Source organism: Bradyrhizobium sp. 604_D8_N2_3, from assembly GCF_051810765.1.
Taxonomy (GTDB): domain Bacteria; phylum Pseudomonadota; class Alphaproteobacteria; order Rhizobiales; family Xanthobacteraceae; genus Bradyrhizobium; species Bradyrhizobium barranii.
The window spans coordinates 2279261-2306244 of the sequence record NZ_JBPWPM010000001.1; the positions used below are offsets into that span (position 1 = coordinate 2279261).

Genomic DNA, 26984 nt, shown 5'->3' on the forward strand with positions numbered 1-26984 from the left:
TTGCTCCCTGCGCAACTCTCGGAACGCAAGAGCGGCGTCGATCGCGGTGAAAACTCCGTGTTTCTACGGCAAACGTGGTTAAGGGAAGCGGAATGGTTTTTGGACGAAGTTCATGGAAATTCAGCCGCTTGAGCGGCAACGTCCATGAAGGATTCCAGTCATGCATTTTCTCGGCCGCTTCCGCATCCTGAGCAAGATCCTCGGGATCGTCCTCCTGCTGTGCGGGATCGGCGCCGCGATCGCCTGGATCGGCGTCTCCGCCCTCAGCGATCTCAGCGAAAAGGCCGACGTGATGTCGACCGCGGCCAAGCGGGCCCTGCTCGCCGCGCGCGCCAACCAGAACGTCATCGCGCTGAACCGCGCTGAATTCCGCAGTGCGCTTGATCCGCGTGACGACAATCGCCTCGCCGCGCGTGATGTCATCAACGCCCAGCTCAAGCAGTATCAGGAGCGTTTCGACGAGGTCAGCCAGACCCCGGACGAGAAGGCCAAGACGCTGCTCCCGGGCGTGCGTGAGGCGTTCTCGGCCTACAAGAGCCAGATGGACACGACGCTCGCGGCCGTCGATGCCGAGAAGTCGGCGAAGCTCAGCGACAGCGCAGACAAGCTGCGCGACATCGCGATGAAGAGCAGGACCGCTGCGGAGAACCTTCAAGGCAAGATCCGCGAACTCGCCGATCGGCTGAATACGCGTGTCGAGGAGAAGAGCAAGGAAGCGCGCGAGCAGTATGAATCGACGTCACGCTTCCTGATCATCCTCGCAGGCCTCGGTGTCATCATCGGCGGCGCGTTGGGCTTCATCATCGGTCAGTACGGCATCGCGCGGCCGATCCGCATGATCGTCGGTGTGCTCCAGGAGCTTGCCTCCGGCCGCTATCAGGTCGAGATCGCCGGCCTTGATCGCAAGGACGAAGTCGGCGAAGTCGCCAAGACCGCGGAAGTGTTCCGGGAGAACGGCCTTGCCAAGATCCGGATGGAAGCCGAGCAGAAGGAGATGGAGCAGCGCAGCGCGGCGCAGCGTCGCCAGGACATGCTCCGGCTTGCCGACCAGTTTGAAACCGCCGTCGGCGAGGTGATCGAGACCGTGAGCTCGGCCTCGACCGAGCTCGAGGCTTCCGCGACGACGCTGACCTCGACCGCGGAGCACGCGCAGCAGCTTGCGACGGTGGTCGCTTCGGCCTCTGAGGAAGCCTCCACCAACGTGCAGTCGGTGGCCTCGGCGACCGAGGAGCTGTCGTCCTCGATCACCGAGATCAGCCGCCAGGTGCAGGAATCCGCGCGCGTGGCGAGCGAAGCCGTCGGCCAGGCCCGCACCACCACCGAACGTGTCAGCGAACTGTCGAAGGCGGCAACGCGGATTGGCGACGTCGTCGAGCTGATCAACACCATCGCCGGCCAGACTAACCTGCTGGCGCTCAACGCCACGATCGAGGCTGCGCGTGCAGGCGAAGCTGGCCGTGGCTTCGCCGTCGTCGCTTCCGAAGTGAAGGCGCTTGCCGAGCAGACCGCGAAGGCCACCGGCGAGATCGGCCAGCAGATTTCCGGCATCCAGTCTGCTACCCAGGAGTCGGTCGGCGCCATCAAGGACATCAGCGACACCATCGAACGGCTGTCGGAGATCTCTTCGGCGATCGCGGCGGCGGTGGAGGAGCAGGGCGCGGCGACGCAGGAGATCTCCCGCAACGTGCAGCAGGCGGCGGAAGGCACCCATCAAGTGTCGTCCAACATCACCGACGTGCAGCGCGGTGCGAGCGAGACCGGCTCGGCGTCGTCGCAGGTGCTTTCGGCTGCGCAGTCGCTGTCCGGCGACAGCAACCGCCTCAAGCTCGAGGTCGGCAAGTTCCTCACCACGGTGCGCGCCGCCTGAGGGCGGCCGTCCTCACCCCATCGTCCGCCGATTGCAACCGCCGCGCGAGGACGCGTGGCGGTTCGCATGCGTCCGCAGCCGATGCCGCGGTGAGAAGGTCTGCACGGTTAACCTTCCGGAAAACCGATGCAGTCATGATCTCGCAATATTCGGGTGCCGAGTCGCCCTCCCTGTATTGCGTATCGAACGTATCGGAGCACATTCAATGAGCGGCTTCTCCATTCGCCTCACCCACAAGGTCATGGCGATCGGACTCTTCGGCCTTGTCGGTCTCGTCGTCTTCGGCGCGATCTACGAGATCGGCAGCCTCTCTCAGGACGCCTCCCGCACCGTTGCCAACCGCGCCCGCGCGATCGCTGACCTGAACAAGCAGCTCACGATCGAGATGCTGGAGGCGCGCCGCAACGAGAAGAATTTTCAGCAGCGCCGCAACGAAAGCTACGCCAAGGCCCATGCCGAGCTGATGGGACCGATCAACCGCGATTTCGACGAGGTCGAGCGGTTGATGGCGGCCGGCGGTATGAGCGCGCTGTCCGACAAGACCAGGCAGGCGCATGACGGCTTCAAACGCTATGCCGAGGATTTCAAGGCGCTCGTCGTGGCCGAGACCAGACTCGGGCTGAACGAGACGCTTGGCCTGTCCGGCTCGCTCCGCGCCGCCGTGCACGACATCGAGGTGAAACTCAAGGAGATCGACGATCCCAGGACGACGAGCTGGATGCTGATGATGCGCCGGCACGAGAAGGACTTCATGCTGCGGCGCGACCCCAAATACATTGCCGAAGTGAAGAAGGCCGCGGTCGAATTCTCCAAGGCGATCGAGGTGGTCGCAGTCCCGATGGCAGTGATGAACGACATCACGGCCAAGCTCCAGAAATACCAGTCCGAGCTCGCGGCCTGGGCCGAGACCGCGCAGCAGAGCGCTACGCTGGACGCGAGCATGATGAAGACATTCCGCGAGCTCGAACCCTCCATGGTCGAGGTGCGGACCGCCGTCGACGCCATGTACAAGCAGGCGGACGCCGCGGAGGCCGCAACGCGCGATGCCGTGCGCATGTGGATGATGATCGCCTTCGCGCTCACCGTCGTCGTGCTCGCCGTGGTCGGCTTTGTCCTCGGGCGCTCGATCTCGAAGGCGCTGTCCGGCATGGTCGGTGCGATGACGCGGCTGGCGCGCGGCGAGCTTTCGATCTCCGTCCCCGGCGTCGGGCGCAAGGACGAGATCGGCGAGATGGCCGGTGCGGTCGAGGTGTTCAGGACCAACATGGCGGAGGCCGAGCGGCTGCGTGCGGAGCAGGCCGAGGCTGACGCGCGCGGGCGCGAACGGCGCAAGGCGGACATGCACCGCCTCGCCGACGGGTTTGAAGGCGCGGTCGGCGAGATCATCGACACGGTGTCGTCGGCGGCAACCGAGCTCGAGGCGTCCTCCAATACGCTGACCCAGGCCGCCGAGCGCGGCAACGGGCTCGCCACGGCGGTGGCGGCGGCCTCGGAGGAGGCGTCCGCGAACGTGCAGTCGGTGTCGTCCGCGAGCGAGGAGATGACCACATCGATCTCGGAGATCAGCCGCCAGGTGCAGGAATCGGCCCGCGTCGCCGACGTCGCGGTGGAGCAGGCCCAGCGCACCAACGCGCGCGTCGCGGAGCTGACCAAGGCGGCAGGGCGTATCGGCGACGTGGTCGAGCTGATCAACACGATCGCCAGCCAGACCAATCTGCTGGCGCTCAATGCCACGATCGAGGCGGCACGGGCGGGCGAGGCCGGCAAGGGCTTTGCGGTGGTTGCGACCGAAGTGAAGGCGCTCGCCGAGCAGACCGCGAAGGCCACCGGCGAGATCAGCCAGCACATCGGCGCGATCCAGACCGCGACGCAGGATTCGGTCGGTGCGATCAAGGAGATCGGCGACACCATCGCGCGGATGTCGGAAATTTCCTCGGCCATCGCCGCAGCGGTGGAGGAGCAGGGCGCCGCGACGCAGGAGATCTCCCGCAACATCCAGCATGCCGCGCACGGCACCTCGGAGGTCTCCGCCAATATCGGCAACGTTCAGCGCGGTGCAGGCGAGACCGGGGCTGCGTCGGCCCAGGTGCATTCGGCAGCACAATCGCTGTCTCAGGAGAGCAACCGGCTGAAGAGCGAGGTCGCGCGCTTCCTGGAGTCGGTCCGGGCGGCCTGAGGTCGTCAGTTGCTCCGTTCGAGCCGCGCATCGCGGTGCGCCGGTGTGGCGTCGCGCGATGTCTGCTGCACTGCAACTAATAATTGCGGAACATATAACGGCGGCGACAGCGAATTCCGTAGTTTCACGTAGGTTCCTGTTAACGCCTGTTTGCAACTATGAGCGCAATCTTACGGGATAAAAATCAGCCAGCATTGTTGAACTGACTTCCGCCCTGTCGTCCGTCGTGACGATGGCGGCGCAGGTGATTTGCGCGTTGCTAGGTCTCATCGGGATTTGCTGTGATGTCGAAGTTGTCGATCGTGTTCAAGCTTCTGACCGTGTTGTCGGTCCTCGTGCTGTCGCTCGCCGGCGTCGGCGTGATGGCGATCGGCACCATGCAGAGTATCAATTCCCACACCGTCGAGATCGCGGAGAGCTGGCTGCCGAGCGTGCGTGCGCTCGGCTCGCTTCGCGCCGACATCAACGAGCTGCGCGTCGCGCTGCGCCTGCACCTGATGCAGGACACCGCCGAGGGCAAGGAAGCCGCCGAGAAGCGCCTCGCCTCGCTGCAGGCGCGCATCGACCAGACCCGCAAGGTCTACGAGCCGCTGATCACCTCGGCCGAGGAGCGTTCGCTCTATGAGCAGTGGAGCAAGGCGTGGGCCGAGTACCTGAACGGGGTGCAGGACGTCATGGCGCTGTCGCGCAAGGGCGTCGGTCGCTTCCCGACCGATGCCAACGAGCTGTTGCAGACCAAGGTCGCGAAGATGGCCCAGGCCGCCGACCCGCTGCTCCAGAAGGGCATCGAGATGAACAACCGGGGCGCCGAGCTGGAGACGAAGCAGGCAGCCGACAGCTACGCCACGATCTTCCGCGTGCTGGTCGGCATCATCGTGTTCTCGGTCGTGATCGCGATCGGTGCCGCCTATTATCTCGTGCGTGACGTTTCTCGCGGCATTGCCTCGATCATCCATCCGATGCAGTCGCTTGGCGAAGGCGACCTCTCCGCCGAGGTGCCGCATCGCGGCGAGAAGACCGAGATCGGCTCGATGGCGGATGCGCTCCAGATCTTCAAGGAGGCGTTGATCGCCAAGAAGGCCGCCGACGAAGTCGCTGCTGCCGACGCCGAGGCCAAGATCGAACGCGGCCGCCGCGTCGACGCCATCACCCGCAAGTTCGAGGCCATGATCGGCGAGGTCGTCGGCACCGTGTCGTCGGCCTCGACCGAGCTCGAGGCCTCCGCGACCACGCTGAGCAGCACCGCGCAGCGCGGGCAGGAGCTTGCGACCGTGGTCGCTGCGGCGTCCGAGGAAGCCTCGACCAACGTCCAGGCGGTTGCGTCCGCCTCGGAGGAGCTGTCGTCCTCCATCACCGAGATCAGCCGCCGCGTGCAGGATTCGGCGCGGATGGCCGCGGAGGCCGTCGAGCAGGCCACGCGGACCAACGACCGCGTCAACGCGCTGTCGCAGGCGGCATCCCGCATCGGCGACGTGGTCGAGCTGATCAACACCATCGCCGGTCAGACCAACCTGCTGGCGCTCAACGCCACCATCGAGGCGGCGCGTGCCGGTGAAGCCGGCCGCGGCTTCGCGGTCGTCGCCTCCGAGGTCAAGGCGCTGGCCGAGCAGACCGCGAAAGCGACCGGCGAGATCGGGGCGCAGGTCTCCGGGATCCAGGCCGCGACGCAGGAGTCCGTCAGCGCCATCCAGGAGATCGGCGGCACCATCGAGCGGCTGTCCGAGGTGGCGGCGGCCATCGCAGCCGCCGTCGAGGAACAGGGCGCGGCCACGCAGGAGATCTCGCGCAACGTGCAGCAGGCTTCGGTCGGTACGCAGGAGGTCTCGATGAACATCACGGACGTGCAGCGTGGTGCGATCGAGACCGGCTCGGCGTCGACGGAGGTGCTGTCGGCGGCGAAATCGCTGGCGACCGACAGCACGCGGCTCAAAGTCGAGGTCGCGCAGTTCCTGGAGTCGGTCCGCGCGGCTTGATCCTCAAGTGCTCGCCTGCGGAGCCGGCGGCGGTGCGACCTGCCGCCGGAACAGGATGCGCTGGTAGAGCCAGCCGATCGCGACCAGCACGATGCCGAGGCACATGAACGACAGCGCGCGGTAGACGCCTGTCAGCGTCGACATGTCGATCACGAAGGCCTTCAGGATCGTCAGCGCGATCACCGCGGCCGACGCCAGCCGTGCCCGCTCGGAGTTGACGAGAATGCCGACGCCGAGCAGCACCACGCCGAAGCCGAGCCAGCCGATCGAATAGGTGTATTGCTCCGCGCCCGTGGTGGCGCCGTAGAGCAGGACCGGGCCGTGATAGAAGCGGCGGATCTCCAGCGTCAAATAGGTCAGCGCGAACACCAGCGCAGCGCCGGCAATCGTGTTCGCATAGGCGACGGGGCGATGTCCGGCCACCGCATAGGACAGCAGCAGCATCAGCACCGCCGGGAGAGCGTAGCCGAGCAGCAGCAGGTTGAAGACGAGACCGCCGACATCGACGCTGGAGAGCAGCCACGGATTCTCCAGGATCAGCAGGCCGAACACGCTGATGAGCCCGGCGATCGCGGTGAGCGCGATTGCGCCGACATTGTGAACGATGCTGTGGCTCCTCAGCCGCAGCCGCTCCAGCCCGATCGCCATGGCGAGCGCGACGCAGACTTGCAGGGCAAATTCGAGCAGTGAGGGCGGCGACGTCATGCGGCCGCCGGTGGCAAGATGCCGGATCTCCATGAAGGCGAGCAGCGCGGTGAACAGGATCGCGGCGGCCTCCACGATGCGCAGCGGCGGATCGTCGCCGCGGCGGCGCAGGAAGATGCTCGCGCCCCAGAACGAGGCCGCCGGCAGGCCGTAGCCCCACAACAGCCAGTTGAAGATCGGCGTGGTGCCGACGGCATCGCCGACGATGCGTGGATCATAGCCGATGCGCGCGGTAACGATCGCGGCAAAGATGGCGGCGAGCCGGCGCAGGACCGGGATCGGCCGCTGCAGCGAGATCCAGGCCGTGCCGAGCGACATCAGGGCCAGCGCGATGGTGAGCCAGCCCTTTTCGAGGGCGAAGGTCAGCGCCAGTGCCAATGCGCCGAGCGTGCCGGTCGCGAACAGCGCGACGGAGGTCGCAGCGCCCGGCCGATCTTCGCGGCGTGCCAGCGCTTCGGTCGCAGCGCCGAAGGCCGCGGCGAGCAGCACCGCGAGGATCGCGAACGGGATCGAGCGGTCGAGATGGGCGATGCGCGCGTAGAGCGCAACGAGGATCGCGGTCGGCGTCGCAACGGCTGCCGCCGACCACACCACCGGAATGACCGCCGAGCTCGAGCGGCCCTGCGCGAGAAAGCCCGCGATGCCGAAGCCGGCAGCGAAGATTGCGGCCATCACCAGATGCAGCGTCACCGCGCCGTCGATCGCTGTCGGTCCGACGCCGGGCATGGGGCCGCCCGGCAGCACCAGCATGTCGGGATTGGCGCGCACCGCCCATTCGGCGAACACGATGAAGACGGTCGCTGCGGCCGCGCCCAGCGCGCCGGTCGCCGCCGGCGCGCGCCAGGCGACGAACAGCGTCGCACCAACCAGAAGCGTGAAGGCGATCAGCGCAAGGTCCGCATGCGCGCTCGACAGCACGATCAGCATCGCGCCGAACAGATAGGCGCCGAGGGAGCTCGACGACACCGGCTCGATCTCGCCGTCCTCGATGGTCGGGCCGAACATGAAGCCGCAGACCACGAGCAAAGCGGCGAGCACGAAGCCCGCGATCGCATGGAAGGCGTGCGGCGCGACCTGCAGTTCGCTGGTATCGAGACCCGGGAAGATCCAGAGCACGGCGAAGGCGATGGTCGTCACCGCGAGCCAGCGCCACAGCCGGATGTGCGCGAGGCCGAAGCTCGCGGCGGTGACGATCGCAAGATAAACATAGAGCGCCCAATAATCCGGCTTGCCGCTGGAGACGAGGATCGGCGTCACGAACGCGCCGACCACGCCGAGGCCCGCGAGTGCGGGCCCATGCAACAGTGCCGCGGCGAGCGTGCCCATCGCGACGATGCCGAGCAGCACGAAAGCGGTGGCGGGCACGAGGAAGCCATAGAGCGCATAGGCGGCGTAGATGGTCGCGAACGCCACGGCCGTTCCGGCCGCGGTGAGGATCGCGGGGATGTTGGCGATCGGCAGCGCCGCGATGTTGGAGATGCTCTCCTTGCGTCGCGACCATTCGCCGGCGCCCAGCAGCGCGGCTGCGAACAGCCCGCCGAGGAACACGCGCACGCCGGGGCCGACGAGGCCCGCCTCGATCGAATAGCGCACCATGAAGAAGCCGCCGAGCGCGAGCGCGAGGCCGCCGATCCAGACCACCCAGCGCGTGCCGAGCCGTTCCTCGAAGCCGGGCGCCGGCGCGGGCAAAGGCGGCGGTGCGTAGGCCTCGGTGCTCGCCGCAAGCGGCGGCGGTGCATCGGCTTCAGTGCTCGCTGCGAGCGGCCGCGGTGAAACCTCTTCGGTGACGAGCGGAGGCGGTGCTGCCTCGACTTCGGGCGCGAGCGGCGGCGGCTCGGCGGCCGTCGTCGCGGGCGCCTCGGCCTGCACCTGCGTGGGCATCAGCGGCGGTGGCTGCACCTGCCGCTGCGCGTAAAACATCTCTTCGAGCGAGGCGAGCCGGCGGCGCAGCTCGGTCGCCTGGCTGGAGGCCTTGATCGCGATCAGGACAGCGATGATCGCAATGATCAGCGCAAAGACGTCAAACGGGCCGTCGAACATAAAGCCTCCAGGCAACCGGCGGGCAGGGGCCGGTCACGCAAATCCTAGGATCTAGCGCCGGGAGCGTACGCGCAAGCCCGGCGCGGGTCGTTCCTGGAGCACGTCGCGGCGGAAGCGGTAGAGCGCCGCCGGCCGTCCGCCGGTCTGTGTCGACATCACCCCGGTCGGTTCGACCAGGGCTTCGGTTTCGACCAGGCGGCGGAAATTTTGCTTGTGCAGGTGCCGGCCGGAGATCGCCTCCACCGTGTACTGCAGTTCAGTGAGTGTGAACTCCGCGGTCAAAAGTTCAAACACCACAGGACGATACTTCAGTTTCGCACGCAGCCGCGCGATCGCGGTCGCGAGAATCCGGCGGTGATCGAATCGCATCGAGGTGCCGAGCGCGGGAAGCTCCTTGCGCGCCAATGCCGCAGGGCGGCCGTCGCGCCGCGCCTCCTCGATCAGCCCGGCCTCGTACAAGAGCTCGTAGCGGTCGAGCACGCGCTCCTCGTCCCAGGGCGCGCCGTCGAGACCGAAATAGAACCGCACGCGATCCCGGCGCGGCAATGCGCGTGTGGTCTCCGGCGTCTCCTCCTCGGCCCATAGCGTCAGCGCCGGGATGATGTCACGGGCGATGATCGCGGGCGGCTCCTCGCGCCAGTCTTCCCAGGGGAGGAAGCGATACCATGGTTCGAAGCTCGCGCCGGTCGCTGCGAGCTCGCCGCCCACCGCGCGCGTCAGCGCGAGATAGCCGATCGACACCATATGCGCACCGGTGTCGCCGGCCTCGGCATGACGACCACGATCGCCGAACGTGTAGAGCTGCTCGACATAGCCGAGCCGCAAGCCCGCCTGTGCCTCGACCCAGGCGCGCAGGCCGATCTCGAACGTGCGATGGCTCGGCGCATCGAACGGCCCGAACGGCAGGCCCGCCAGCCCATCACTGCTGTGCGCGGTGAGGATCAGCGGCTCATGATCCTCGATCGCGACGATCGCCGCGGTCAGGCCGATCTCGATCGGCGTCAGCTGCGTGTCGCTCATGCGGCTGATGTCGCAGTTGTCATTCGAGCTCGATCACGAAGGGGCGGCCCTCGACCATCATCGCGCCCGGGCCCATCTCGTCGAGCGCGCGCAGCATGCGGCCGTTGCGCCCAAGCGCGCGGTCGGCAAGGCCGACGATGCGGCGGTTCGGCGAGGCTATCGGCGAGGCCGCGCGGATCTTCTTGGCGATCTCGATCTCGTCGCGATCCGGATTGAGGGCGCAGACGGCCGCGAACGCGCTCGCAGTGGAGCGGCTGATGCCGGCATAGCAATGCACCACCAGCGGCGCGCTGCGGTCCCAGCCGCGCACGAAATTCAGCACCTGGTCGATATGAGCTTCGGATGGTGCGGTGAAGCCGTCCATCTCCTCGGTGATGTCGTCCATCGACACTTTGAGATGGTTGGCCGGCAGCACCGACACCGGACGTGCCACCTGCTCGACATTGGCCATGACGGTCAGCACATGGCTGGCCCTGGTGAGGCGGACGGTTTCGGGAAGGGCGGCGAGGGAACAGACGTGGATCATGGCGGACCTTTTTGCCGCTGATTATAGCGAGCGCTCGTACGGTGGGCAAAGGCGCATCGCGCCGTGCCCACCGTTTCGCACCGCGCACATTGCGGCTAGTTTGGTGGGCGCGCTTCGCTTTGCCCACCCTACGAAGGGATGATGCTACGCGAACACCGCGTTGAACCGCTCCAGAAACTGCTTCTCGGCCCGCGCCGCGGTCCAGGGCGTGAGGTAGTCGCGCCGGACGCTGTCGGAGAGGCCGGGGTCCCTGCCGAACAGGCGCTTCGCCTCGCTTTCGCTGAAGCCGGCGAGCTCGGTTGCCTCCAGATAGGCCGCCCCGCGATCGGCGGCCTTGATGGCTTGCGTGATCTCCTCGGGCAGCGCCGGCGGCAGGCCGAAGCGGATGTGGATGGCGCCGAGCAGGCGCTTCTCCACCGCCTTGTAATGGCCGTCGAGCACGGCCTTGAACGGCGAGATCATGTCGCCGATCACGTATTCGGGCGCATCGTGCAGCAGCGCGGCCAGCCGCATGCGCTCGTCGACGCGCGGCATCTCGTGCCGCATCACGGTCTCCACCAGAAGCGTATGCTGCGCGACCGAGAAGATGTGCGCGCCGGTGGTCTGCCCGTTCCAGCGCGCCACGCGCGCGAGCCCATGCGCGATGTCGGCGATCTCGACATCGAGCGGAGAGGGATCGAGCAGATCGAGCCGCCGGCCCGACAACATGCGTTGCCAGGCGCGGGATGCCACGTCGCGTGCCGTTTTCTTCGCGGTCATTTGGCCTTGAGGCGCGGCTTGCGCTGCGTCTTGCCGCAGCTCGCGTGACAATGGCAGTCGACGAGATGGTCGTTGACCATGCCGGTCGCCTCCATGAAGGCGTAGACGATGGTCGGACCGACGAATTTGAAACCGCGCGAGGACAGTTCCTTGGAGATCTGCGTCGACAGCGGCGTCGAGGCCGGCACGCTCGCAGTGGTCTTGAAATTGTTGACCTTGGGCCGGCCGTCCATGAAGTCCCACAACAGCTTCGAGAAGCCCGGGCCCTTCTCCATGATGTCGAGATACGATTTCGCGCTCAGGATCGCGCCGTCGATCTTGGCGCGGTTGCGCACGATGCCGGCATCGTTCATCAGCGCGTGCACCTTCTTGTCGTTGTAGCGCGCGATCTTCTCCGGCTGAAAATCATCGAAGGCTTTGCGGAAATTGTCCCGCTTGCGCAGGATCGTGATCCAGGAGAGGCCGGCCTGGAAGCCGTCGAGGATCAGCTTTTCGTAGAGCGCACGGTCGTCATATTCCGGCACGCCCCATTCGGTGTCGTGATAGGCGACATAGAGCGGGTCTTCGCCGGGCCAGGGGCAGCGGGTCTTTCCGTCGGGATGCAGGCGGGGGGCTCGGCTCATGCGATGGGCTGCTTCAGGGGAATGCGGACGACGTCGGGTTCGGCGAGCCGCACGGCGAGGCCGCCGGCGGTGAGCGGCTGGCCGGCATCGAGCGCGTCCGCAACGCGGTCGATGCGCACCAGCGCGATGCCCTTGCCCTGGGCGGACGAGCCCATCGTGCCGACCGGCTTGTCGCCGGCCATAACACTGACGCCGGCCTCCGGCGAGAGGTCATCGAGCAGCACCTTGACGCTGCGGGTGCGCGCGGTGCCGCGATGCTGCATACGCGAGACGACCTCCTGGCCGACATAGCAGCCCTTGTCGAAATCGACGCCGGCGAGGCGGTCCATGTTGGTCTCGTGCGGGAACGCATCGCTGTACATGAAATCGAGCCCGCCGCGCGGCACGCCAAGCGCAATACGATGCGCCTCATAGGCGGAGGCATCGACCAGCTCGGCGCCGATGAGATCGGACAGCTTCTGCTTGAGATCTTCGGGGATCAGGATGCGAGTGCCGAGCGCATCATTGCGCGGATCGGCGAATGCAAGGTCCGGCTGCGCCGCAAGCTGGCCGTCCCAGGCCGCGAGCACACCGAGATCGAGGTTTTCCACCGTGACCTTGGCGCGCAGCTTGTAGAATTTCAGCTTGGTGGCGAGGCCCTCGGCCAGCGCCTTCGGACAGTCGATCAGGAACCCGCCGCCATGGCCTGCGGGCACCTCTGTGATCAGGAAATCCACGATGATCTTGCCCTGCGGCGTCAGCAGCGCACCGAATCGCCCCAGGCCCGGCTTCAGCCTGTCGAGATCGGTCGTGATCAGGCCGTTGAGGAAGTTGCGCGCATCCTCGCCCGCGACCTTGACCACGCTCCGGTCGGGAAGAAACGCTGATTTCATGTGAAAATCTCTTGCGACATGTTGCGCCGGAACGTAAGCCCGCAAGGCATAAACGACAAGACCTCAAGCCCCGCGCTTGGGGATGAGAGAGGCCTTCAGCCATGACCCAGCGCTTCGATGTGATCCTCAAAGGCGGCACCGTCGTCAACCAGGACGGCGAGGGTGTTCGCGATATCGGCATCACCAACGGCCGCATCGCGGAGCTGGGCCCGCTGTCGCAGGCCTCCGCCGCTGAGGTGATCGACTGCAAGGGCCTCCACATCCTGCCCGGCGTGATGGACACCCAGGTGCATTTCCGCGAGCCCGGGCTGGAGCAGAAGGAAGACCTCGAGACAGGGTCGCGCAGCGCCGTGATGGGCGGCGTCACCGCCGTGTTCGAGATGCCGAACACGTCGCCGTTGACCGTGACGGAGGCCACCTTCACCGACAAGGTGAAGCGTGCCCATCATCGCATGCATTGCGATTTCGCCTTCTTCATCGGCGGCACCCGCGAGAACGTGCAGGATCTGCCGGTGCTGGAGCGCGCGCCCGGCTGCGCGGGCGTCAAGGTGTTCATCGGCTCGTCGACCGGCGCGCTGCTGGTGGAGGACGACGAGAGCCTGCGCCGCATCTTCCAGGTGATCCGCCGCCGCGCCGCCTTCCACGCCGAAGACGAATACCGCCTCAACGACCGCAAGTCGTTGCGCATCGAGGGCGATCCGCGTTCGCATCCGGTCTGGCGCGACGAGACCGCGGCGCTGATGGCGACGCAGCGGCTGGTCAAGCTCGCGCACGAGACCGGCAAGCGCATCCACGTGCTGCACATCTCGACCAAGGAAGAGATCGAGTTCCTGCGCGACCACAAGGATGTCGCGTCCTGCGAGGCGACGCCGCATCATCTGACGCTGGTCGCACCCGAATGCTACGAGCGGCTCGGCACGCTGGCGCAGATGAACCCGCCGGTGCGCGGGGCCGATCACCGCGCCGGCATCTGGCGCGGCATCGAGCAGGGCATCATCGACGTGCTTGGCTCCGACCATGCCCCGCATACGCTGGAAGAGAAGTCGAAGACCTATCCGGCCTCGCCCTCCGGCATGACCGGAGTGCAGACGCTGGTGCCGCTCATGCTCGACCACGTCAACGCCGGCCGCCTGTCGCTGGCGCGCTTCGTCGATCTCACCAGCGCCGGCCCCGCGCGTCTCTACAACATGGCCTGCAAGGGCCGCATTGCCGCGGGCTACGACGCCGATTTCACGATCGTCGATCTCAAGCGCAGCGAGACCATTACCAACAAATGGGTGGCGTCGAAGGCCGGCTGGACCCCCTATGACGGCGTTCGCGTCACGGGCTGGCCCGTCGGCACCTTCATCCGCGGCCGCCGCGTGATGTGGCAGGGCGAACTGGTGACGGCCTCGCAGGGCGAGCCGGTGCGGTTCCTGGAGACGCTGAAGCAGTAAGGGGCATTCTTTAGCCTCGTCATTGCGAGGAGCGCAGCGACGAAGCAATCCAGAATCTCTCCGCGGAGGCAGTCTGGATTGCTTCGCTGCGCTCGCAATGACGAGGGGAGAGAGCTACAATCCCTCGACAGGGAGAGTAGTCCATGACCCAACCCCTCATCACCACTGTGCAACTCGCCGCGATTCTCGGCGATCCCAACCTCCGCCTCTACGACTGCACGACCTACAACGAGCCTGTCCCGCCCGGCAGCGACGTGCCGTATCGCGCTGTCCCGGGCGACAAGACGTTCGCGGCCGGCCACATCCCCGGCGCGGATTTCTTCGACCTGCAGGGCGAGTTCTCCGACACCTCCGCGCAACAGCTCTTCATGATGGCTGGCGTGCCCCAGCTAGAGGCCGCCTTCGGTCGCCACGGCGCTGACGCATCCAAGACCATCGTGCTCTACAGCATCGGCACCATGATGTGGTCGACGCGATTCTGGTGGATGCTGCGCTCGCTCGGTGTCGATGCACAGGTGCTCGACGGCGGGTTTGACAAATGGAAGGACGAGGGGCGGCCGGTCGAGACGGGCGCGCCGAAGGGCTATCCCGCCACCACCTTCAAGGCCGTGCCGCGCGCGGGCTTCTTCGTCGACAAGACCACCGTGAAGGCGCGGATCGGCGATCCCTCGACCGTGATCGTCAACGCGCTCGGGCCGCAATTTCATCAAGGCCTCGAGCCGAGCCGCTACGGCCGGCCCGGCCGCGTGCCCGGCAGCGTCAACGTGCCCGCGGCCACGCTCGCCCAGGCCGACAAGACACTGACGACGCTCGCCGATGCCGAAGCGAAATTCGCGGCCCAGGGCGTTACGCGCGACAAGAATGTGATCTGCTATTGCGGCGGCGGCATCTCGGCGACGATCGACCTGCTCATGCTGACACAACTCGGCTACGACAAGCTGACGCTGTACGATGCCTCCATGGGCGAATGGGCGAGGGATCCGGCACTGCCGATCGAGACGGACTAGAGGACTCTCTTACCCTCCCCCCTCCAGGGGAGGGTAAGGAAGGAGGGGGAGTGTAAGGAAGAAAGTCGGGAACCTTTATCGCGGGCCCGCATCCAATGTCCGGAACGAATGGAAACAGGTGACCACCATGCAGCGGACCGCAGCCGGCCTGTCCGCCGGCGCCAGAGCATCGGAAGCCGAACTGATCGACCGCGCGCGGGGCCGTGACGAGGCCGCGTTGCGCGAGATCATGCAGGCCAACAACCGCAGGCTCTACCGTCTTGCGCGCGGTATCCTGCGCAGCGACAGCGAAGCCGAGGACGTGGTGCAGGAAACCTATGTCCGGGCCTTTACCCATCTGGACGACTTTCGCGGCGAGTCCGGGCTGTCGACCTGGCTGTCGCGCATTGCCATCAACGAGGCGCTTGGCCGGGCGCGAAGCCGCAAGCCGCATGTCGAGCTCAGCGCTCTGCCGGAAGAGGCGCTCGACGCGCAGATCATAAAATTTCCCGTTTCTCCCGCAGGCGATCCGGAAAGGACCATGGCCCAACGTGAAATCCAGCGCGTCGTCGAACGCGCAATCGACGAACTGCCGGATGTCTTCCGCATGGTCTTCGTCGCGCGCGTCATGGAGGGGATGAACATCGAGGAGACCGCCGATCTGCTCGGCGTCAAGCCCGAGACCGTGAAGACGCGGCTGCACCGTGCGCGCACCATGCTGCGCGAGAACGTCGAGAAGGAGATCGGTCCGGTGGTGATGGATGCCTTCCCGTTCGCCGGGTGGCGCTGCGAGCGGCTGACCGTATCGGTGCTGAAGCGGCTCGGCAGCGGCGGCTGAAGTTTTTCGGGAACGTTTGCGCGAAAATCCCATCCAATGCCTGTGAAGCAACGCCGGCAAACCGTCCGGCAGCACAGGAGTTTCAAACATGTCCACCCGATGGAGCGCGGCGATCGCCGCGGCAATTCTGTTGTCGAGCCCCGCGCTGCTTCGGGGCGCCGGCGCAGCCGACAAGCCCACCGATCCGCAGATCGCTCACATCGCCTACACAGCGGGCGTGATCGACATCAACGCGGCCAAGCAGGCGCAGAAAAAGGCCAAGAACAAGGACGTCAAGGCGTTTGCCGAGGACATGCTGCGCGACCACGAGGCGGTCAACAAGCAGGCGCTGGCGCTGGTCAAGAAGCTGAACGTTACGCCTGAAGACAACGATACCAGCAAGGCGCTGTCGAAGCAGGCGAGCGACAAGCTGGCTGAGTTCGACAAGCTGAGCGGCGCGGCCTTCGACAAGGCCTATGTCGCGAACGAGGTCGCCTACCACAAGGCGGTCAACGGCGCGCTGGAAACCCAGCTCATCCCGTCCGCCGGCAATGCCGAGCTCAAGAGCCTGTTGCAGACCGGCCTGAAGATTTTTCAGGGCCATCAGCAGCACGCCGAGCATGTCGCGGCCGAGCTGAAATAGGGGGTGTGGGATGAAGCCGGGACACCTCGCTTCGATCGCGCTTGCGGTCGTCTTGCTGTCGATCGTCGTCCCGGCGCGCGCCGCGACCATTCAGATCACAATGGAAAATCTCGTGGTTTCACCGGCCGAAACGTCCGCGAAGGTCGGTGATACCATCGAATGGATCAACAAGGACGTGTTCGCGCACACCGCCACGGCGAAGAACGGCGATTTCGACGTAATGCTGCCACCGAAGAAGTCGGCAACGTTTGTTCTGAATAAGGCGGGAACAGTCGATTATTACTGCCGCTATCATCCCAACATGAAAGCGACGCTCAAGGTCGCGCCGTGAGGGAGGAGGGAAGTGCATTCCCGATCGTAGTGGGAATATCTCCCGGTCATCGCGAGACTAATGCTAGTCCGGGGGAGGCGGCTTCCGTGCGATAAACGCAGCAGACTTCGCGAACCTGTTCGCCAGATCCCGTTCGCCAGGTCATTCATCCGTAGACTGGCCCCGCCCGTGTGGCGGGGTCATTTTTCGCAAGCAGCTTACTGCCTTGCGAGAGTGACCGAGAATTCGCCGTTGCGGATGCGGCCCGGAAAGCCCTCGACGAATTTCGCCACCGCATCCTCGCCGTAGGTGCCGACGAGCTCGGCGAATGCCGCAAACAGGCTCGCCTGCGCCAGGCAGTCGCCGTCGACGCCATCATGGCGCGCTTCGGCCCAGGCCTCGTTGAGATAGCTCAGCGCGGCCTGTTTCTGCTCGTGATCGGGCAGCGGCGCGCGGGCGGGGGCGTAGGACACTGAATGGCTCATGAAACTCGATCAGGGCTGGGGCGCGATCCACGGCGATGCGCTGTACGAAAGGTGTAGCACGCGTATTAACGCCCGCTAGGCCACATCTTTAGGAACGGTTAACGGCTGTGAACAAAGTCGATGACAGGGTTCCAGATGCGCGTTCGCGTTCATCTCTCGTCATTCCGGGACGCGCCGACAGGCGCGGGCCCGGAATCCATCGTGCGTCAGAGTTGGTGGCCCGATGGATTCTCAGATGCGCAATTGCGCATCGTAGCTCGCGCTTCGCGCGCCCCGGAATGACGGAAAGAGAAATCAGTTCGCGTAACGCGCGGTGAGATCACGCGAGATCTTCGAGCCTTCCTCGATATAGCGGCGGATCGCCACCGTCGCGGCCGGCGTGCAGCTCCGATAGGTCTGCTGGAAGCCGTTATAGCCGCGGTTGAAGCCGGCGATCATGCGGGTGCGGCGCTCGCCCGAGGGGGTTTCGGCATCGATCAGCGCCTGCATCTCGCTGCGCCATTTGTTGCCCTCGTTGGACCCGCAGATGCCGCGCAGATAGTGCAGGCCGCCCAAAATCTCCGCCAGCCGCTGCAAATCGGCGTCAAACGGCGCCGCCACGTCCTGGGCCCTCGTGGGCACGGAGGCGCAGGCGAGAATCAGGGCAAAAATGGCCAGAAATCGCGTGGACATCGGCGGGGTGTATGCCCCCTCGGGGCGGAGGACGCAAGACGGGGCAGTCAGGGCCCGATCAGCCGGGCGGCCGACAGGATGACCTCCTCCAGCCCCCCGGTCAGCTTGAGGTCGCCGAGGCTCGCCAGGGCGCCGGGGGCGATCCAGCGGTAATCGTCGAGCTCGTCGTTGAGAGCCGGCTCCTTGGCCACCCAGCGGGCGGCAAAGGACATGATCAGGTAATGGCCGGCGCCGGGGGCGGTCGGCAGCACCTCGCGCCAGCCGGCGAGGCCGATGATTTCGATGGCGAGCCCGGTCTCCTCGTCGACCTCGCGCGCCAGCGCCTGGTGCAGCGATTCGCCGAACTCGACCCGGCCGCCGGGCAGCGAATAGAACCCCTTGGCGGGCGAGCGGGCGCGGCGGGTCAGAAGCACCTTGCCGTCGCGGAAGATGGCGGCGCTGACCGCGATCTGGGGGTGGGTGGGCTGGATGACCGCAGGCATATCTTCAACGACCCTTCAACAGCCCTTGGCTCAATTCGCCATGATGGTGTCGACGTCGGCTTCCGCGCCGCCATTGATGATGCCGCCGCAGGCCGCGATCAGCGGCTTGACCCAGAGCGTGGCCTGCTCGGCGAGGCGGACGCGGGTCGTATCCTTCTCGACCTCGCGCATGGCCGAGCCGACCGCTGTCAGGATCGAGGTCATGGTATCAGTGATGTGGTCGAACTGGGCGCGCACGTTCGGATCGGCCTTCTCATAGGCTTCGATGGCCAGATCCCGTGCCTTGAAATTCGACGCGGTGAAATGCTCGGCATAGGACAGCGGCGACCAGGTCAAAAAATCTTCGGCGCATTCCGGCATGTCCGGGACCATTTCCAGCAGCATCACGGCTTCATTGAAATGGTTGAGATAGTCGGTGGCAAGCCCGGTTCGCGGGTTGATGTTGGCCACGCGCAGCCGCTCGGCCCAGGCGGCGGCCTCGGGGCCCGTCTGTACATGCGTCCGCGCGGGTTGGGAGGCCTTTGAGCTCATCTGCCGCAGTGTTAGCGTTCGGGGTTAAAACGACCTGAACGGACCCTATATAGATCGCCAAGGATGTGTGGACGCTTCGTCATAACTTCGGCCCCCGCGGCTTTACGGCAACTGTTCGGCTACATCGAGCAGCCGAATTTCCCGTCACGGTACAACGTCGCGCCGACACAACCGATTCCAGTCGTGCTGCTCGAGAACGGCGCGCGCCATTTCCGCTTGATGCGCTGGGGATTGTTGCCCAGCTGGGTCAAGGATCCCAAGGGATTTACGCTCCTGATCAACGCGCGCTCCGAGACGGTGCTGGAAAAGCCCGCCTTCAAGAACGCGATTCGGAGGCGCCGCGGCCTGATTCCCGCCGACGGCTATTATGAATGGAAGACGGAGGGCGGCCGCAAGCAACCCTTCTTCATCCACCGCGCCGATGGCGAGCCGCTCGGCTTCGCTGCGGTATTCGAGACCTGGGTCGGGCCGAACGGTGAGGAGCTCGACACCGTCGCGATCGTCACGGCGGCGGCGGGCGAGGATCTCGCCGCGCTGCATGACCGCGTGCCCGTCACCATCAGCCCGCGCGATTTCGAGCGCTGGCTCGACAGCCGCGGCGACGATGTCGATGCGGTGTTGCCGCTGATGTCCACCCCGCGCATCGGTGAATTCGCCTGGCACCCGGTCTCCACCCGCGTCAACCGCGTCGCCAATGACGACGATCAGCTCGTGTTGCCGATCAGCGCGGAGGAGATGGAGGCCGAGGCAGAGGCAGAGGCTGCGAAGCCGAAGAAGGTCGCGCGGAAGGTTGCTGCTAGCTCGTCAGATGACGGGCAGGGGTCGTTGTTCTAGGCGGCGGTGCCGTAGGGTGGGCAAAGCGAAGCGTGCCCACCATCGTGTTTCAAGCAAGTGGATAGACGGTGGGCACGGCGCGTTGCGCCTTTGCCCACCCTACGCGATCTACACGATCTCTTTTGCCCTGAGCGCCGCGATCTCCGCTGCATCAAATCCCAGCTCGCCCAGCACAGCATCCGTATCCGCACCCAATTCCGGCGCCATCCGGTCCAGCCGGCCGCCGCCATGGGCGAGCTTGAAGCCGCTGCCGGCAAAGCGCAGGCGGCCGTAGGGCGTATCCAGCTCCTGGATCGCGCCGCGGGCCTGGATTTGCGGATGATCGATGACCTCCTCGACCTTCCAGATGCTGGCGCAGGGCGCGCCGGCATCTTCCAGGATTGTCTCCCACTCGCGCGCAGGCCTGGCCGCCAGCGCCTCCTCGATGATGGCGCGCAATGCGCTCTCGTTCTCGTTGCGCGCGAACCAGTCGGTGAAGCGCGGGTCCGACAGCGTGTCCTCGCGGCCGAGCGCGGACATCAGCGCGCGGTACTGCTTCTCGTTGTTGACGGCGAGCAGGATGTGGCCGTCGCCGCATTTGAACAGATTTGCCGTGGTCCGACGGCTCACCGCCTGGTTACCCGACAGCTGCTGGCGATGGCCGGCGACCGACCAGTCCGCGATCTGCCCCGAGAGAAACGCCATCGTTGCCTCCAGCATCGAGACGTCAATGAGCTGTCCCTTGCCGGTGCGGTCGCGCTGATACAGCGCGCTCGACACGCCGAATGCGGCCGTGGCGCCCGAGAGCACGTCGCACACCGCAAAGCCCGCGCGCGTCGGCCCCGTCTCGGGATGGCCCGTGATCGCCATGATGCCCGACAGCGCCTGCATCTTGCCGTCATAGCCGGGCCGCAGGCGGTCCGGGCCGGTCTGGCCGAAGCCGGACACGGCGCAATAGATCAGTTTTGGATTGATCGCCGACAGCGCCTCATAGCCGATCCCGAGCTTGTCCATCACGCCCGGGCGAAAGTTCTCCATGACGACGTCGACTTGCATCACGAGCTTCTTCACGATCGCGATCGCATCGGGCTTTTGCAAATCGAGCGTCAGGCTGCGCTTGTTGCCGTTGATGGCCTGGAACGCCGGCGCCAGTCCGCGCTCGGCCCATTCGCGGCTGAGCGGCGTGCGGCGCATGTCCTCGCCCTCGCGCCGCTCGACCTTGATGACATCTGCCCCCAGCAGCGCGAGCTGGTAGCTCGCATAGGGGCCGGCCAGCACTTGCGTGAAGTCGAGAATCTTCACGCCCTCGAACGGTCGCGTCACGTCGCTCTCCCCATTGTTTGTTGTTGTCGGAGGACGTCAGGCGGCGCGGTTGCCGCGCGCGATCTCCTTCTGCTTGTCGAATTCGGCGCGGCGGCGCGCCAGCTCTTCGGGCGAGAGCTGCGCGACATTGTTGTAGTCGAGCTTCCAGGACGCGTCCTCGCTCCAGCGCAGCGGCGACTGCATCGTGGTCTGCGGCCCGCTCGCGCTTTCCAGCAGCGTCAGCGCGAGCTCGAGTGTTTGCGCCTGCGAGGCGACGTCGTGCGGCTTGCCCGCCGAATTGCCGAGCGGGAAGTCCGAGAACAAGAAGCGCGGCACGGCGGCATGCTCGATGATGTCCTTGGCGCAGCCCATCACCACGGTCGGAATGCCGTTGGCCTCGAGATGCCGCGCCACCAGTGCGGTGGTCTGATGGCAGACCGGGCAGTTCGGCACCAGCACGGCGACATCGACCTTGTCAGCGAGGCAGCGCGCCAGGATTTCCGGCGCGTCGGTGTCGAGCGTGACGCGATGGCTCCGGTTGGTCGGCGCGCCGAAGAAACGCTGGCTCACCTCGCCGATGCGGCCTGCGGCAGATGCCTTCAAGAGCTGCGGCAACGGAAACCAGGTGCCGTTGTCGGTCGCCGTGGTGTGCTTGCGGTCGTAGCCGATGTGCGAGATGCGCAGATCGTGCTGCTTCGAGGTGTCGCCGTCATAGACCTGGTAGAATTTCGCCCCGCCATTATACGCCGCGCCCGGGCCCTGGTCGCCCTTGGTGGGATCGTAAGGCGCGGCCGTGGTGATGATCGTCACGCGCGATTGCGCCAGCGGTTTTTTCAGCGGCTGGAACGGCGCCTCGGTGTAATGCGCCCAGCGATATGGCGTGGTGTAGCCGATCGCGGTGTAATATTCGCGCGTGCGCTGCATATAGGGGACGGGGGAGTCATAGTCGGGCGCAAAGCCGAATTCGTCGTCGCGCGAAGCGGACATGGGGCGCGTCTCCTGGTTCTTGGTTGGGACCAGACTAGAGATAGTTTTGGGGTAGCTCAACCGGGGCGGGGCGGCGCAGGGCAGAATTGCAGGCTTAGTGGAGCCGATTGCGCTGTCTTCCCCTCTCCCCTTGTGGGCCTGTTGCGTAATTCGTCAATTGTGATTCCCTAGGGCAAAGCCTTGGAGGGTAGCGATGGCGGTCAAGCGGACGGGACAGCCGAGCTTTGTGGAAGCGCTGATGCCGAAGGGAGCCGGCGCCAATGCGGCGCTGGATCGGCTGGCTGGCCTGGTCAAGTGGTACCGGTTCGAGAAGCTGATCGGCCATTTGCGGGATGAAGGGGGGCCCGGTCGACCAGGCTATCCGGTGCTGGTGCTGTTTCGTGCTGTGCTGTTGCAGTCGCTGTATGGTCTTTCGGAGCGCGAACTCGAGGAAGCGCTGGGCGACCGGTTGTCGTTCAAGCGCTTCGTCGGTTTGAGCCTTGAGGATGCGACGCCCGACCACACGGTCCTGAACCGCTTCCGGAACCAGCTCGTTGAACAAGGCCTGCTGGAGAAGCTGTTTGGCGAACTGGATCGTCAGCTTGAGAATGCCGGCGTGATCCTCAAGCGCGGCACGATGCTGGATGCGACCTTGATCCAGGCAGTCTCGGCTCCGCCCAAGGAGGATCGCCCCTCAAACGATCCTGATGCCCGGTTTGCCAAACGGCAGGGCAAAAGCGGCTCGACCTTCGGCTACAAGGCCCATGTCGGTGTCGACGAAGGATCCGGCTTGATCCGCGCGGTGTTGACCACACCCGCTAACGTCAACGATACGACACCGGCGGACGCTTTGATCCGCGGCGATGAAGCCGTGGTCTGGGCCGATGCGGCTTACGACACCCATGCCCGACGGGCCCGGCTGAAGGCGGAAGGCAAGAAGCCCCGCATCGCTCGTCGGCCCAACAGACATCACCCGGAACTGCCGCCCAGGCTCAAACGCTACAACCTCCTCATCGCGCGTCGACGAGCCCAGGTCGAGACCACCTTCGCTACTCTCAAACGCCGCATGCGGCTGACCTGCATCCGCTACGTCGGTCTGATCAAGGCGACCGGGCAAGTCCTGCTCGCCTCGATCGCCTTCAACATGAGGCGGTGGGCCACGATCGCCGCGTGAGCTGCCCGCTCAGGGCGACAACTACAGATCTTGCCAGGCAATTGCCGGGACCAGGGCACTCGCTCCTGACGTCTTCAGCCTCAAGAGCCGATAACGCAACAGGCCCCTTGTGGGAGAGGGTGGCTCGCCGCGGAGCGGCGAGACGGGTGAGGGGTATCTTTCCGCGAGCCCGCTTTTTCTGAATTTGCGGACGCATACCCCTCATCCGGCGCTTCGCGCCACCTTCTCCCACAGGGGGAGAAGGAAGAAAGCGTAACTCACCTGAAAATATGCAGCGCCGCGTATTGCAGCAGCATGATCGCCTTGGCGTCGATGATGCGTCCATCCGCGATCATCGCCAAGGCCTCGTCGATCGAGAGCTCCAGCACCTCGATGTCCTCGCCCTCGTGCTCGAGGCCGCCGCCGTCGCTGACCCGCATCTCCGGCTCGTATTCGGCGACGAAGAAATGCAGCTTCTCGGTGATGGCGCCGGGGCTCATGAAGGCCTCGAACACCTTGTGGACGTGGTGCAGGCGATAGCCGGTCTCCTCCTCGGCCTCGGCGCGGATGCGCACCTCGGGGGAGGCATCGTCCAGCACGCCGGCGGCCGCTTCGATCAGGAGATCGTCGTAGCCGCGGATAAAGGCCGGCAGGCGGAACTGGCGCACCAGGATCACCGTACGCCGTGCGCGGTTATACGGCAGCACGGCGGCGGCGTTGTCGCGCTCATAGGTTTCCCGGTGCTGCGTCTGCCACTCGCCATTGGCGCGCTGGTACTCGAACGTCGTGGTCTTCAGCGTGGTCCAGCCGTCCGAGAGCACGCGGACGTCCTTGATGCGGACGCGGTCGGAAATGGTCATTGCTGTTTTCCAGCTACGTTGTGGAAGCGCGGCCGTCGAGCCACTTCTGGAACATCACCGAGGTCGATTCCTCGAAACCCAGCGACTGGTAGAACGCATTGGCTTGCGCGTTCTCGCGGCGGACCAGCAGTTGCAGCTTCAAAATGCCGGCCTGCCGCAGCCAGTCCTCGGCCGCGACCATGATGACGCGGCCATAACCGCGTTTGCGCCCATCGGGATCGACCGCGACGTAATAGACCCAGCCGCGATGGCCGTCATGGCCGACCATGGCGGTGGCGACGATCGCGCCGCCATCGCGGCCGATCAGCACGGTGGAATTGTCGCGCCGCCGCGCCAGCGCGATGTCGGCATGCGGATCGTTCCAAGGGCGCGTCAGGCCGCAGCGCTGCCACAGCGCGACGAGGGGCTCGACATCGGCGTCGGTGATCGCATCGATCGTAAGTGAGACGCTCACAGCACCTTCCCCGGATTCATGATGCCGAGCGGGTCGAGCATCGCCTTGATCGACCGCATCAGCTCGATCGCGGTCTTGTCCTTCACCTCGGGCAACTCGTCGCGCTTGAGCACGCCGATGCCGTGCTCGGCCGAGATCGAGCCGCCCATGCGCAGCACGATCTCGAACACGACCGCGTTCATCTCGTGCCAGCGCGCCAGGTAATCCGCGGTGTTGGCGCCGATGGGCTCGCTGACATTGTAGTGCAGATTGCCGTCGCCGAGATGGCCGAACGGCACCGGCCGTGCGCCGGGGATCAGTTTCACGACGGCGGCATTGGCTTCGTCGATGAAGGCGGGCACGGCGGCGACCGGAACGGAGATGTCATGCTTGATCGAGCCGCCCTCCGGCTTCTGCGCCGACGACATCTCCTCGCGCAGCTTCCAGAAGCCGTTGCGCTGGGTGAGGTTGGCCGCGATCACGGCGTCGTCGACGATCTCGTCTTCCATGGCGCGGGTCAGGATCGTCTCCAGCGGCGTGCGGGCATCGTCGCCGGGCGAGGACAATTCCATCAGCACGTACCAGGGATGTTTTGCTTCGAGCGGGTCGCGCACGTCGATGCCGTGGCGGACCGAGAAGTCGACCGCCATCTCCGACAGCAGCTCGAAGCTCGTCAGCGCGTTCGCGGCTTCGCCTTGCGCGATGGTCAGCAGCTTCAGCGCCGCCGCCGGCGATTTCAACCCGACGAAGGCGGTCTCGATCGCCCGCGGCTTCGGAAACAGCTTGAGCGTGGTCGCGGTGATGATGCCGAGCGTGCCTTCCGCGCCGATGAAGAGGTTGTGCAGATTGTAGCCGGTGTTGTCCTTCTTCAGCTTCGACAACACGTTGAGCACGCGACCGTCGGCGAGCACCACCTCGAGCCCCAGCGCCATCTCGCGCGCAACACCATAGGCGAGCGCGGCGGTGCCGCCGGCATTGGTCGAGAGATTGCCGCCGATGGTGCAGCTTCCTTCGGCGCCGAGCGAGAGCGGAAACAGCCGGTCCACGTCGGCCGCCTTCTGCTGCGCGACCTGGAGCACGACGCCGGCCTCGCAGGTCATGGTGTTGGAGGCAGTGTCGACCTCGCGGATCTTGTCGAGCCGGCGCAGCGACACCACCACTTCGCCGTTGTGCGGCGTCTGGCCGCCGACGAGCCCAGTGTTGCCGCCCTGCGGCACCAGCGCGATTCCGTGCGCGGAGGCGAGCTTGCAGATCGCCGAGACCTCCGCCGTCGAGCCCGGGCGCAGGACCAGCGGCGAGCGGCCGTGAAACAGGTTGCGCTCCTCGGTAACGTAGGCCTCGATGTCGGCCGCGTCGGTGATGGCATGTCGGTCGCCGACGATCTTGCGGAATTGTTCGATCAGCTCTGGCGCAAGCGGCGGGGTGGCAGATTTATTGACGTTCATGCTCTTGTCTCTTGTTCGCTCTTATCTCTTGCGCATGATCTTATCGGAAAACCGCTGCATACTTTTCCGGATCATGCGCTATCGGGCGACCGCGGCCCGGCGCAGCCGGTCGTTGATGGCCTCGCCAAGTCCTTCTTCCGGCACCGCCATCACCGCGATCGCTCGCGGGCTCTTCGCATCGAGGGCGCGAAGATAGCCGAACAGATTGGTGGCGGCTTCATCGAGATCAGCCGCGGGCGACAAATTCATGACGGCGGCGGCGGCCTCCAGGCCCGGCAGGCGATCGGGGCCGAACGCCAGCAGCGCTTCGCCAGCTGCCACATCGCGCGCATTGAGCCGCACGCTGGCGCGCGGCGCGTAATGCGAGGCCAGCATGCCCGGCGCCAGCGGCTGGCTGTCGTCGCTCTCGGCCTCTACGGGTGGCCGCGCCAGCGGCGCGCCGAGCACGGCCTCGATCCGCTCGCGCGACAGCCCGCCGGGGCGGAGCAGCATCGGGACGTCGAAACAGCCGACAATGGTCGATTCGACGCCGACCGTAACAGGCCCGCCGTCCACGATCAGGTCGATCCGCCCGGCAAGGTCGCTTTCGACATGGGCTGCCAGCGTCGGCGAGACATGGCCGGAGATGTTGGCGGACGGCGCCACCACGGCCCCGCCGAAGGCGCGCAGGATCGCCTCCGCCACCGGATGGGCAGGAATGCGGATCGCGACCGTGTCGAGCCCGGCGGTGGCCAACTCAGCCACCGGACAGTCATCCGTCTTCGGCACCACCAGCGTCAGGGGCCCCGGCCAGAACGCTTCCGCAAGCCTCAACGCACGCGCGTCGAAACGCCCGATCCGGCGCGCGGCGGCGAGATCGGCGACATGGGCGATCAGCGGGTTGAAGGCCGGCCGCCCCTTGGCGGCGTAAAGATGGGTGATCGCGGTGGCATTGGCGGCGTCCGCCCCGAGCCCGTAGACCGTCTCGGTCGGAAACGCGACCAGCCCGCCGGCGGCCAAAATCCGGGCGGCAGCTTCCGCGCCGGCCGCGCCGGCCGGTAAAATCAGCGTTTCAAGACCCGTTTTCACAGGGACAAAATTCCTCATGCC

At 65.9% G+C, this 26984-nt stretch carries 26 protein-coding genes; 10 read left to right on the forward strand and 16 right to left on the reverse strand.

Going from position 1 to position 26984, the window contains the following annotated elements; translation table 11 throughout:
• Window positions 1-160 precede the first annotated feature (160 nt).
• The 3 genes from AB7245_RS10615 (at window position 161) to AB7245_RS10625 (ending at window position 6016) form a co-directional block, all read left to right on the forward strand.
• Window positions 161-1867: a methyl-accepting chemotaxis protein gene (locus AB7245_RS10615; RefSeq protein ID WP_085402566.1), complete on the forward strand. Its 1707-nt coding sequence runs from the start codon at window positions 161-163 to the stop codon at window positions 1865-1867.
• Between the two features lie 205 nt (window positions 1868-2072).
• Window positions 2073-4043, forward strand: coding sequence for a methyl-accepting chemotaxis protein (locus AB7245_RS10620; protein WP_085402568.1), 1971 nt, complete (start codon window positions 2073-2075; stop codon window positions 4041-4043).
• Window positions 4044-4327: 284 nt separating this feature from the next.
• Window positions 4328-6016, forward strand: a complete 1689-nt coding sequence (locus AB7245_RS10625; RefSeq protein WP_085402569.1) for a methyl-accepting chemotaxis protein — start codon at window positions 4328-4330, stop codon at window positions 6014-6016.
• Between the two features lie 3 nt (window positions 6017-6019).
• Here AB7245_RS10625 and AB7245_RS10630 read toward each other — a convergent pair whose 3' ends face one another.
• The 6 genes from AB7245_RS10630 to ygfZ form a co-directional block, all read right to left on the reverse strand.
• Complete coding sequence (locus AB7245_RS10630; RefSeq protein ID WP_085402570.1) at window positions 6020-8761, reverse strand: DUF2339 domain-containing protein; 2742 nt, start codon at window positions 8759-8761, stop codon at window positions 6020-6022.
• Between the two features lie 51 nt (window positions 8762-8812).
• Window positions 8813-9781, reverse strand: coding sequence for an NUDIX hydrolase (locus tag AB7245_RS10635; RefSeq protein WP_085402571.1), 969 nt, complete (start codon window positions 9779-9781; stop codon window positions 8813-8815).
• A gap of 19 nt (window positions 9782-9800) precedes the next feature.
• Complete coding sequence (locus tag AB7245_RS10640; RefSeq protein ID WP_028152156.1) at window positions 9801-10307, reverse strand: tyrosine phosphatase family protein; 507 nt, start codon at window positions 10305-10307, stop codon at window positions 9801-9803.
• Between the two features lie 144 nt (window positions 10308-10451).
• Window positions 10452-11066, reverse strand: a complete 615-nt coding sequence (locus AB7245_RS10645) for a YfbR-like 5'-deoxynucleotidase (RefSeq protein ID WP_085402572.1) — start codon at window positions 11064-11066, stop codon at window positions 10452-10454.
• Complete coding sequence (locus tag AB7245_RS10650; protein ID WP_063985089.1) at window positions 11063-11689, reverse strand: DNA-3-methyladenine glycosylase I; 627 nt, start codon at window positions 11687-11689, stop codon at window positions 11063-11065. Before AB7245_RS10650 ends, AB7245_RS10645 begins: the two co-directional genes overlap by 4 nt.
• The gene (gene ygfZ / locus AB7245_RS10655) at window positions 11686-12561 is read right to left on the reverse strand and encodes a CAF17-like 4Fe-4S cluster assembly/insertion protein YgfZ (protein WP_085402573.1); all 876 of its coding nucleotides are present in this window, start codon (window positions 12559-12561) and stop codon (window positions 11686-11688) included. Before ygfZ ends, AB7245_RS10650 begins: the two co-directional genes overlap by 4 nt.
• A 101-nt stretch (window positions 12562-12662) precedes the next feature.
• Between ygfZ and AB7245_RS10660 the strand changes: the two genes are divergently transcribed.
• The 5 genes from AB7245_RS10660 to AB7245_RS10680 all read left to right on the forward strand — a co-directional run bounded on the left by AB7245_RS10660 (window position 12663) and on the right by AB7245_RS10680 (window position 16774).
• Window positions 12663-13997, forward strand: coding sequence for a dihydroorotase (locus AB7245_RS10660; RefSeq protein ID WP_085402574.1), 1335 nt, complete (start codon window positions 12663-12665; stop codon window positions 13995-13997).
• A gap of 143 nt (window positions 13998-14140) precedes the next feature.
• Window positions 14141-15004, forward strand: a complete 864-nt coding sequence (locus AB7245_RS10665) for a sulfurtransferase (RefSeq protein WP_085402575.1) — start codon at window positions 14141-14143, stop codon at window positions 15002-15004.
• A gap of 127 nt (window positions 15005-15131) precedes the next feature.
• A complete protein-coding gene (locus tag AB7245_RS10670) occupies window positions 15132-15821 on the forward strand; it encodes an RNA polymerase sigma factor (protein ID WP_085402576.1) in 690 nt (229 codons plus the stop codon).
• An 88-nt stretch (window positions 15822-15909) separates the two neighbouring features.
• Window positions 15910-16443: a DUF4142 domain-containing protein gene (locus AB7245_RS10675; RefSeq protein ID WP_085402577.1), complete on the forward strand. Its 534-nt coding sequence runs from the start codon at window positions 15910-15912 to the stop codon at window positions 16441-16443.
• A gap of 10 nt (window positions 16444-16453) precedes the next feature.
• Entirely contained in the window at window positions 16454-16774 is a 321-nt protein-coding gene (locus AB7245_RS10680) for a cupredoxin domain-containing protein (RefSeq protein WP_085402578.1), read from the forward strand.
• A 197-nt stretch (window positions 16775-16971) separates the two neighbouring features.
• On the opposite strand, the gene AB7245_RS10685 is transcribed toward AB7245_RS10680, so the two are convergent.
• The 4 genes from AB7245_RS10685 to AB7245_RS10700 all read right to left on the reverse strand — a co-directional run bounded on the left by AB7245_RS10685 (window position 16972) and on the right by AB7245_RS10700 (window position 18923).
• Complete coding sequence (locus tag AB7245_RS10685) at window positions 16972-17238, reverse strand: hypothetical protein (RefSeq protein ID WP_014497305.1); 267 nt, start codon at window positions 17236-17238, stop codon at window positions 16972-16974.
• A 294-nt stretch (window positions 17239-17532) separates the two neighbouring features.
• Entirely contained in the window at window positions 17533-17910 is a 378-nt protein-coding gene (locus AB7245_RS10690) for a TIGR02301 family protein (RefSeq protein WP_011085347.1), read from the reverse strand.
• Window positions 17911-17957: 47 nt separating this feature from the next.
• Complete coding sequence (locus AB7245_RS10695; RefSeq protein WP_085402579.1) at window positions 17958-18392, reverse strand: NUDIX hydrolase; 435 nt, start codon at window positions 18390-18392, stop codon at window positions 17958-17960.
• A gap of 30 nt (window positions 18393-18422) precedes the next feature.
• Window positions 18423-18923: a hypothetical protein gene (locus AB7245_RS10700; RefSeq protein WP_028152167.1), complete on the reverse strand. Its 501-nt coding sequence runs from the start codon at window positions 18921-18923 to the stop codon at window positions 18423-18425.
• 63 nt (window positions 18924-18986) lie between these two features.
• Here AB7245_RS10700 and AB7245_RS10705 point away from each other — a divergent pair, with 63 nt between their 5' ends.
• The gene (locus AB7245_RS10705; RefSeq protein ID WP_135215924.1) at window positions 18987-19757 is read left to right on the forward strand and encodes an SOS response-associated peptidase; all 771 of its coding nucleotides are present in this window, start codon (window positions 18987-18989) and stop codon (window positions 19755-19757) included.
• Between the two features lie 108 nt (window positions 19758-19865).
• Here AB7245_RS10705 and AB7245_RS10710 read toward each other — a convergent pair whose 3' ends face one another.
• Entirely contained in the window at window positions 19866-21059 is a 1194-nt protein-coding gene (locus AB7245_RS10710; RefSeq protein WP_085402581.1) for a CaiB/BaiF CoA transferase family protein, read from the reverse strand.
• A gap of 36 nt (window positions 21060-21095) precedes the next feature.
• Window positions 21096-22025, reverse strand: coding sequence for a glycine reductase (locus AB7245_RS10715; protein ID WP_085402582.1), 930 nt, complete (start codon window positions 22023-22025; stop codon window positions 21096-21098).
• 193 nt (window positions 22026-22218) lie between these two features.
• On the opposite strand from AB7245_RS10715, the gene AB7245_RS10720 reads away from it, so the two are divergent.
• On the forward strand, window positions 22219-23178 hold the full coding sequence (locus AB7245_RS10720; RefSeq protein WP_085398127.1) for an IS5 family transposase: 960 nt from the start codon (window positions 22219-22221) through the stop codon (window positions 23176-23178).
• Between the two features lie 257 nt (window positions 23179-23435).
• Here the strand turns inward: AB7245_RS10720 and AB7245_RS10725 are convergent, their stop codons facing one another.
• From AB7245_RS10725 to AB7245_RS10740, 4 genes are all read right to left on the reverse strand, one after another.
• The gene (locus AB7245_RS10725) at window positions 23436-24017 is read right to left on the reverse strand and encodes an NUDIX domain-containing protein (protein ID WP_085398461.1); all 582 of its coding nucleotides are present in this window, start codon (window positions 24015-24017) and stop codon (window positions 23436-23438) included.
• Window positions 24018-24030: 13 nt separating this feature from the next.
• Complete coding sequence (locus AB7245_RS10730) at window positions 24031-24471, reverse strand: GNAT family acetyltransferase (RefSeq protein ID WP_085398460.1); 441 nt, start codon at window positions 24469-24471, stop codon at window positions 24031-24033.
• A complete protein-coding gene (locus AB7245_RS10735) occupies window positions 24468-25895 on the reverse strand; it encodes an FAD-binding oxidoreductase (protein WP_085398459.1) in 1428 nt (475 codons plus the stop codon). Before AB7245_RS10735 ends, AB7245_RS10730 begins: the two co-directional genes overlap by 4 nt.
• A 78-nt stretch (window positions 25896-25973) precedes the next feature.
• The gene (locus AB7245_RS10740; protein ID WP_161495726.1) at window positions 25974-26963 is read right to left on the reverse strand and encodes an L-threonylcarbamoyladenylate synthase; all 990 of its coding nucleotides are present in this window, start codon (window positions 26961-26963) and stop codon (window positions 25974-25976) included.
• Between the last annotated feature and the right edge of the window lie 21 nt (window positions 26964-26984).

Bases quoted from the DNA above. Each gene is read 5' to 3' on its own strand.
- AB7245_RS10700 (WP_028152167.1), bottom strand. From the start codon at position 18,923: ATGAGCTCAAAGGCCTCCCAACCCGCGCGGACGCATGTACAGACGGGC.
- AB7245_RS10685 (WP_014497305.1), bottom strand. From the start codon at position 17,238: ATGAGCCATTCAGTGTCCTACGCCCCCGCCCGCGCGCCGCTGCCCGAT.
- AB7245_RS10680 (WP_085402578.1), top strand. From the start codon at position 16,454: ATGAAGCCGGGACACCTCGCTTCGATCGCGCTTGCGGTCGTCTTGCTG.
- AB7245_RS10735 (WP_085398459.1), bottom strand. From the start codon at position 25,895: ATGAACGTCAATAAATCTGCCACCCCGCCGCTTGCGCCAGAGCTGATC.
- AB7245_RS10695 (WP_085402579.1), bottom strand. From the start codon at position 18,392: ATGCCTGCGGTCATCCAGCCCACCCACCCCCAGATCGCGGTCAGCGCC.
- AB7245_RS10650 (WP_063985089.1), bottom strand. From the start codon at position 11,689: ATGAGCCGAGCCCCCCGCCTGCATCCCGACGGAAAGACCCGCTGCCCC.
- AB7245_RS10725 (WP_085398461.1), bottom strand. From the start codon at position 24,017: ATGACCATTTCCGACCGCGTCCGCATCAAGGACGTCCGCGTGCTCTCG.
- AB7245_RS10660 (WP_085402574.1), top strand. From the start codon at position 12,663: ATGACCCAGCGCTTCGATGTGATCCTCAAAGGCGGCACCGTCGTCAAC.
- AB7245_RS10620 (WP_085402568.1), top strand. From the start codon at position 2,073: ATGAGCGGCTTCTCCATTCGCCTCACCCACAAGGTCATGGCGATCGGA.
- AB7245_RS10720 (WP_085398127.1), top strand. From the start codon at position 22,219: ATGGCGGTCAAGCGGACGGGACAGCCGAGCTTTGTGGAAGCGCTGATG.
- AB7245_RS10675 (WP_085402577.1), top strand. From the start codon at position 15,910: ATGTCCACCCGATGGAGCGCGGCGATCGCCGCGGCAATTCTGTTGTCG.
- AB7245_RS10670 (WP_085402576.1), top strand. From the start codon at position 15,132: ATGCAGCGGACCGCAGCCGGCCTGTCCGCCGGCGCCAGAGCATCGGAA.
- AB7245_RS10665 (WP_085402575.1), top strand. From the start codon at position 14,141: ATGACCCAACCCCTCATCACCACTGTGCAACTCGCCGCGATTCTCGGC.
- AB7245_RS10645 (WP_085402572.1), bottom strand. From the start codon at position 11,066: ATGACCGCGAAGAAAACGGCACGCGACGTGGCATCCCGCGCCTGGCAA.
- AB7245_RS10715 (WP_085402582.1), bottom strand. From the start codon at position 22,025: ATGTCCGCTTCGCGCGACGACGAATTCGGCTTTGCGCCCGACTATGAC.
- AB7245_RS10705 (WP_135215924.1), top strand. From the start codon at position 18,987: ATGTGTGGACGCTTCGTCATAACTTCGGCCCCCGCGGCTTTACGGCAA.
- AB7245_RS10625 (WP_085402569.1), top strand. From the start codon at position 4,328: ATGTCGAAGTTGTCGATCGTGTTCAAGCTTCTGACCGTGTTGTCGGTC.
- AB7245_RS10615 (WP_085402566.1), top strand. From the start codon at position 161: ATGCATTTTCTCGGCCGCTTCCGCATCCTGAGCAAGATCCTCGGGATC.
- ygfZ (WP_085402573.1), bottom strand. From the start codon at position 12,561: ATGAAATCAGCGTTTCTTCCCGACCGGAGCGTGGTCAAGGTCGCGGGC.
- AB7245_RS10640 (WP_028152156.1), bottom strand. From the start codon at position 10,307: ATGATCCACGTCTGTTCCCTCGCCGCCCTTCCCGAAACCGTCCGCCTC.
- AB7245_RS10690 (WP_011085347.1), bottom strand. From the start codon at position 17,910: ATGTCCACGCGATTTCTGGCCATTTTTGCCCTGATTCTCGCCTGCGCC.
- AB7245_RS10630 (WP_085402570.1), bottom strand. From the start codon at position 8,761: ATGTTCGACGGCCCGTTTGACGTCTTTGCGCTGATCATTGCGATCATC.
- AB7245_RS10635 (WP_085402571.1), bottom strand. From the start codon at position 9,781: ATGAGCGACACGCAGCTGACGCCGATCGAGATCGGCCTGACCGCGGCG.